This window comes from Rhizobacter sp. P3_B12 (assembly GCF_056402895.1).
This window is the reverse complement of the sequence record NZ_JBFUGN010000416.1, coordinates 1-5,154: the sequence shown is the minus strand read 5'-3', so window position 1 is coordinate 5,154 and position 5,154 is coordinate 1. Positions and strand designations below refer to the sequence as shown.

Below are 5,154 nucleotides of genomic sequence, written 5' to 3'. Positions count from 1 at the left end.
GCTCGACGGGCTGACCGGCGGCACCGACGGGCTGCAGGGCGTCGTGATGGGGCCGCTGCTCGGGCACTTCGAGTTCGACCTGGTCGGCCGCACCGCGTATGCCTACAGCCTCGCGGTGCTGGTGCTGGCGCTGCTGCTCGCGCGGCGCGTCGTGCACTCGCCGTTCGGCGTCTCGCTGAAGGCCTTGCGCGACAACCGGCTGCGCGCCACCAGCGTCGGGCTGTCGGTGAATGCGCGGCTCGCGGCGGTGTACACCCTCGCCGCCGGGCTCGCCGGTGCGGCGGGCGCACTGCTCGCGCAGACCAGCGGCTTCGCGTCGCTCGACGTGCTTGACTTTCATCGCAGCGCCGACGTGCTGCTGGTGCTCGTGATCGGCGGCACCGGCTACCTGTACGGCGGCGTCTTCGGCGCGATCGCGTTCAAGCTGCTGCACGACCTGGTGTCGGCCTGGACGCCGCAGTACTGGCTGTTCTGGCTCGGGCTGTTCCTGGTGGTGCTGATGCTGGTCGGCCGCGACCGCTTCATCCGCCCGTGGACCTGGTGGGGCCGCAAGCCATGACCATCGCGCTGGAAACCCGCGGTCTCGTCAAGCGCTTCGGTGGCATCGCCGCGACGCAGGACGTGTCGCTCACGATCGAGACCGGCGCGCGCCACGCGCTGATCGGCCCGAACGGCGCCGGCAAGACGACGCTGATCAACCTGCTGACGGGTGTGCTCGCGCCGAGCGCCGGCACGATCCTGCTCGACGGCCAGGACATCACCCGCCTCGCACCGCACCAGCGCGTGAAGCGCGGCCTGGTGCGCACCTTCCAGATCAACCAGCTGTGGAGCGAGCTGACGCCGCTGCAGTCGCTGGCGCTCGCGGTGTCGGCCGAGCGCGGGGCCGCTTCGCGCTGGTGGCAGCCGCTCGGCCGGGCCGACGGCGTGGCCGAGGCCTGCGAGACGCTGCTGAAGCAGTTCCGGCTGGACGACGTGATGGACCGGAAGGTCGCGGTGCTGCCCTATGGCAAGCGCCGGCTGCTGGAGATCGCGACGGCGCTCGCGTGCCGGCCGCGCGTGCTGCTGCTCGACGAGCCGGTGGCCGGCGTGCCCGGGGGCGAGCGGCAGGAGATCTTCGACACCATCAACGCGCTGCCGGCAGACGTGTCGATCCTGCTGATCGAGCACGACATGGACCTGGTCTTCAACTTCGCGCGCCGCGTCTCGGTGCTGGTCAATGGCGCGCTGTTCGCCGAGGGCGACGTGCAGAGCATCTCGAACGATCCGCGCGTGAAGGCGGTGTATCTCGGCCAGGGGGAGGCCGCCCATGGCTGAGCCGCTGCTGCGCGTGGAAGGCCTGACCTCCGGCTACGGCGAGGCCGTGGTGGTGCAGGGCGTCGACCTGGAACTGGCGGCAGGGCAGTCGCTCGCGCTGCTGGGGCGCAACGGCACCGGCAAGACGACGCTGCTGAACACGCTGGTCGGCGTGACGCGCCGCCATGCCGGCCGCATCGTGCTCGCCGGGCAGGACATCAGCGCGACCGCCCCGTACCGGCGCGCCGCGGCCGGCATCGGCTGGGTGCCGCAGGAGCGCAACATCTTCAAGTCGCTGACGGTCGACGAGAACCTGACGGCGGTCGCGCGCCCGGGGCCGTGGACCGTTGCGCGCGCCTACGAGATGTTCCCGCGGCTCGCCGAGCGGCGCGGCAACCTGGGCCACCAGCTGTCCGGCGGCGAGCAGCAGATGCTGGCAGTGGTGCGCGCGCTGGTGCTGAACCCGAAGCTGCTGCTGCTCGACGAGCCGCTGGAGGGCCTGGCGCCGATCATCGTGGAAGAGCTGCTGCGCTCGATCGCACGCGTGGTGCGCGACGAGGGGCTGTCGGCCATCATCGTCGAGCAGAACCCGCGGATGATCCTGCCGATCACGCAGAACGCGGTGGTGCTGGACCGCGGCAGCATCGTGCACCGCGGCGACAGCGCGGCGCTGCTGGCGGATCCGGCGCAGCTGGAGCGCTGGCTGGCTCCGTAGCCCGGATGCCAATCCGGGGTGTGTCCGACACCTCCCGGATTGGCATCCGGGCTACGAACTGAGCAATCCGGGGCGCGCGTCGGACGGGGCGCCGGCCCTACAGTGGCGCGGCCATCACCTTCGTCCATGCGCCCCCAGTCCGAACTCTCCTACCGCCGCCGCATCAACCGCGTCGTCGCCCATGTGCATGCGCAGCTGTCCTCCGATCTCGAGGGGAGCACGCTGGCCGACATCGCCGCGATGTCGCGCTTCCACTTCCACCGCGTGTTCTCCGCGATGACCGGCATGACGCCGGCGCAGTACGTGCTGCGCATGCGCCTGGCGGCCGCCGTCGAGGCGCTGCGCGGCGGCAGCGCGCCAGTCGGGCAGATCGCGCTCGATTGCGGCTTCGATGGCGGCACGAGCTTCGCCCGCGCGCTGCGGCGTGAGTTCGGGCTGTCGCCGAGCGCGGTGCGCACGGCGCTGCTGGACCCGCGCCTGGCGCTACCGGTGGTGGCATCCCATCGACCCTCCCGGAGAAAGACCATGCTTGAACCGACCTTCCGCGACCTGCCTGAACGCCAGGTGCTGTGCGCCACCGAACGCGGCGCGATCGACAACGACATGAGTGCCGCCGCGCAGCGCGCCTTCGGCCGCCTCATGCCAGCCGTGCAGGCGCTCGGCCTCGGCGAGCGGCAGACCGCGTGCCTCGCGATCTGCCCCGACGAGGTCCAGGGCTTCGACGACCCCGATGCGCGCTTCATCGCGGCCATCGCGTTCAGCGGCCCGGTGCCCGACCTCTCGAGCGTCGACCGCATCGAGTGCCAGGCGATCCCCGCCGGCCGCTGGGCGGTGTTCCGCCACACCGGACCGTACGACACGCTGTGGCAGACCTGGCGCGCGATCTACCGCGACTGGGTGCCGTCGTCCGGCGTCGAGCTGCGCGATGCCGCGCCGTTCGAGGACTACGTGAACGACGCTCGCCAGGTGCCGACCGAAGCGCTGATCACCGACATCCACATCCCGGTGCGCTGACGCACCGGTCAGTGTTCGAGCGGCAGCCCGACGTAGTTCTCGGCCAGCACGGTGGCCGCCGCCTCGGAGTGCAGCAGGTAGTCGATCTCCGCCTCCTGCACCTTCTGCCCGAACTCGCCGCCGTCCGGGAAGCGGTGCATCAGCGACGTGAACCACCACGAGAAGCGCACCGCGTTCCAGACGCGGCGCAGGCAACGCTCGGAGTAGCCGTCGATGCCGGCATCGCTGTGCGCCTGGTAGTGCTCGATCAGCCCCTGCGCCAGGTACTGCACGTCGGAGGCCGCCAGGTTCAGCCCCTTCGCGCCGGTCGGCGGCACGATGTGCGCCGCATCGCCGGCGAGGAACAGCCGGCCGAAGCGCATCGGCTCGGCGACGAAGCTGCGCAGCGGCGCGATGCTCTTCTCGATCGACGGGCCGGTGACCATGCGCTCGGCCGATTCCGGGTCGAGCCGGCGCCGCAGCTCGTCCCAGAACGCCTGGTCGCTCCAGCGGGCGACCGAGTCGTCCGCCGGGCACTGGAGGTAGTAGCGGCTGCGCGTCAGCGATCGCATGCTGCACAGCGCGAAGCCGCGCTCGTGGTTCGAGTAGATCAGCTCGTGCGAGACCGGCGGCGTCTCCGACAGCACGCCGAGCCAGCCGAACGGGTAGCTGCGCTCGAACACCTTCAGCGCGGCCGGCGGCACGCTCGCGCGGCTCACGCCGTGGAAGCCGTCGCAGCCGGCGATGAAATCGCAGTGCAGCTCGTGCGTGACGCCTTGCCGGCGCCAGCTGACGCGCGGCGCGGCGCCGTCGAAGTCGTGCAGCGCCACGTCTTCGGCCTCGTATTCGGTGACGGCACCGCAGGCGCTGCGGGCATCCATCAGGTCGCGCGTCAGCTCGGTCTGGCCGTAGACCATCACCTGGCGGCCGTGCGTCAGCCGGCGCAGGTCGATGCGCTGGCGCGTGTTGCGAAAGCCGAGGTCGAAGCCGCCGTGCACCAGCCCCTGCGCATGCATGCGCTGGCCGACGCCGAGCTGGTCCATCAGGTCGACCGTGCCTTGCTCGAGCACGCCGGCCCGGATGCGGCCCAGCACGTAGGCGGCGCTGCGCTGCTCGAGGATCACCGCATCGATGCCGGCCTGGTGCAGCAGTTGGCCCAGCAGCAGCCCGGCCGGCCCGCCGCCGATGATGGCGACCTGTGTGCGCGCGCTGCTCATGATCGTCTGCTCACAGCACCGTGCGCAGGCTCGCCTGCGCATGCAGCAGGGCCGGCAGCGAGCCTTCGACCAGCTGGTCCATCGTCACGCGCGCCGCATGCACGCTGACGTTCATCGCCGCGAGCACCTCGCCGCGGTGGTTCTTCAGCGGCACCGAGATCGTGCGCAGCCCGAGCTCCAGCTCCTGGTCCACCGTCGCATAGCCCTGCGAGCGGGTGCGGGCGATCTCCAGGCGCAGCCGCTCCGGCAGCGTGATGGTGTTGGGCGTCAGCGGTTCCAGCGCCTGGCGGGCGATCCACGCGTCGACCTCGGCCTGCGGCAGCGCGCTCAACAGCACGCGGCCGTTCGCGGTGCAGTACGCCGGCACGCGGGTGCCCGGCTGCAAGGTGGACGAGACCACGCGGCCGGCGCTGGTGGCGGCGATGCAGATCACGTCGTTGCCGTCGAGCACGCCGGCCGACGAGGCTTCCTTCAGCGCGTAGGCCAGTTTGTGCAGCTCCGGCTGCACGATGCGCGGCAGCCGCGCCGAGTGCATGTAGCTCTGGCCCATGCGCAGCACCTTCGGCGTCAGCGCGTACATCTTGCGGTCGCTGTTGACGTAGCCGAGGTATTCCAGCGTGATCAGGTAGCGGCGGGCGGCGGCGCGGGTCAGGTTGCAGCGCGCGGCGACCTCGCTGATCGTGAGGCGCGGCCGGTCCTGGTCGAAGGCCTCGATCACCGCGAGGCCCTTCTCGAGGCCGGCGATCAGGTCGCGCTTGTTGGGGGCGGCCGGGGCCGCGGTGTCGGCGGCCAGGCCGTCGTCGRGAAGCTGCGGTTCGCGAGCGTTCATCTCAACTGCTACTCCGAGGTGCGCCAATCGCCCATGGTGGGCGCTGTGTCGACGCGATCCGCACCCAGCCCCTTGTGGTGCGAATCAATGTAGCCTACCTTCTGCAG

6 protein-coding genes are annotated in these 5,154 nt (G+C 71.2%); 4 read left to right on the top strand and 2 right to left on the bottom strand.

The genetic code is table 11. From position 1 onward, the window contains the following. The 4 genes from AC1D01_RS20025 to AC1D01_RS20010 all read left to right on the top strand — a co-directional run. Positions 1 to 559: ABC transporter permease subunit (locus tag AC1D01_RS20025; RefSeq protein WP_477869343.1), on the top strand; the 559-nt coding region annotated here is incomplete at its 5' end. Continuing rightward, the gene (locus AC1D01_RS20020; protein ID WP_477869341.1) at positions 556 to 1,314 is read left to right on the top strand and encodes an ABC transporter ATP-binding protein; all 759 of its coding nucleotides are present in this window, start codon (positions 556 to 558) and stop codon (positions 1,312 to 1,314) included. The genes AC1D01_RS20025 and AC1D01_RS20020, both read left to right, overlap by 4 nt. Next, positions 1,307 to 2,008, top strand: coding sequence for an ABC transporter ATP-binding protein (locus AC1D01_RS20015; protein WP_477869339.1), 702 nt, complete (start codon positions 1,307 to 1,309; stop codon positions 2,006 to 2,008). The genes AC1D01_RS20020 and AC1D01_RS20015 overlap by 8 nt, the downstream gene beginning before the upstream one ends. A 126-nt stretch (positions 2,009 to 2,134) precedes the next feature. Beyond that, positions 2,135 to 3,022, top strand: coding sequence for an AraC family transcriptional regulator (locus tag AC1D01_RS20010; protein WP_477869337.1), 888 nt, complete (start codon positions 2,135 to 2,137; stop codon positions 3,020 to 3,022). Between the two features lie 8 nt (positions 3,023 to 3,030). Here the strand turns inward: AC1D01_RS20010 and pobA are convergent, their stop codons facing one another. Beyond that, on the bottom strand, positions 3,031 to 4,218 hold the full coding sequence (pobA, locus tag AC1D01_RS20005; RefSeq protein ID WP_477869335.1) for a 4-hydroxybenzoate 3-monooxygenase: 1,188 nt from the start codon (positions 4,216 to 4,218) through the stop codon (positions 3,031 to 3,033). Positions 4,219 to 4,228: 10 nt separating this feature from the next. Beyond that, positions 4,229 to 5,047, bottom strand: a complete 819-nt coding sequence (locus tag AC1D01_RS20000) for an IclR family transcriptional regulator domain-containing protein (protein ID WP_477869333.1) — start codon at positions 5,045 to 5,047, stop codon at positions 4,229 to 4,231. Positions 5,048 to 5,154 lie beyond the last annotated feature (107 nt).

Excerpts from the sequence above, each read along its gene's own strand:
- AC1D01_RS20020 (WP_477869341.1), top strand. The coding sequence starts at position 556 with ATGACCATCGCGCTGGAAACCCGCGGTCTCGTCAAGCGCTTCGGTGGC.
- AC1D01_RS20010 (WP_477869337.1), top strand. The coding sequence starts at position 2,135 with ATGCGCCCCCAGTCCGAACTCTCCTACCGCCGCCGCATCAACCGCGTC.
- AC1D01_RS20015 (WP_477869339.1), top strand. The coding sequence starts at position 1,307 with ATGGCTGAGCCGCTGCTGCGCGTGGAAGGCCTGACCTCCGGCTACGGC.
- pobA (WP_477869335.1), bottom strand. The coding sequence starts at position 4,218 with ATGAGCAGCGCGCGCACACAGGTCGCCATCATCGGCGGCGGGCCGGCC.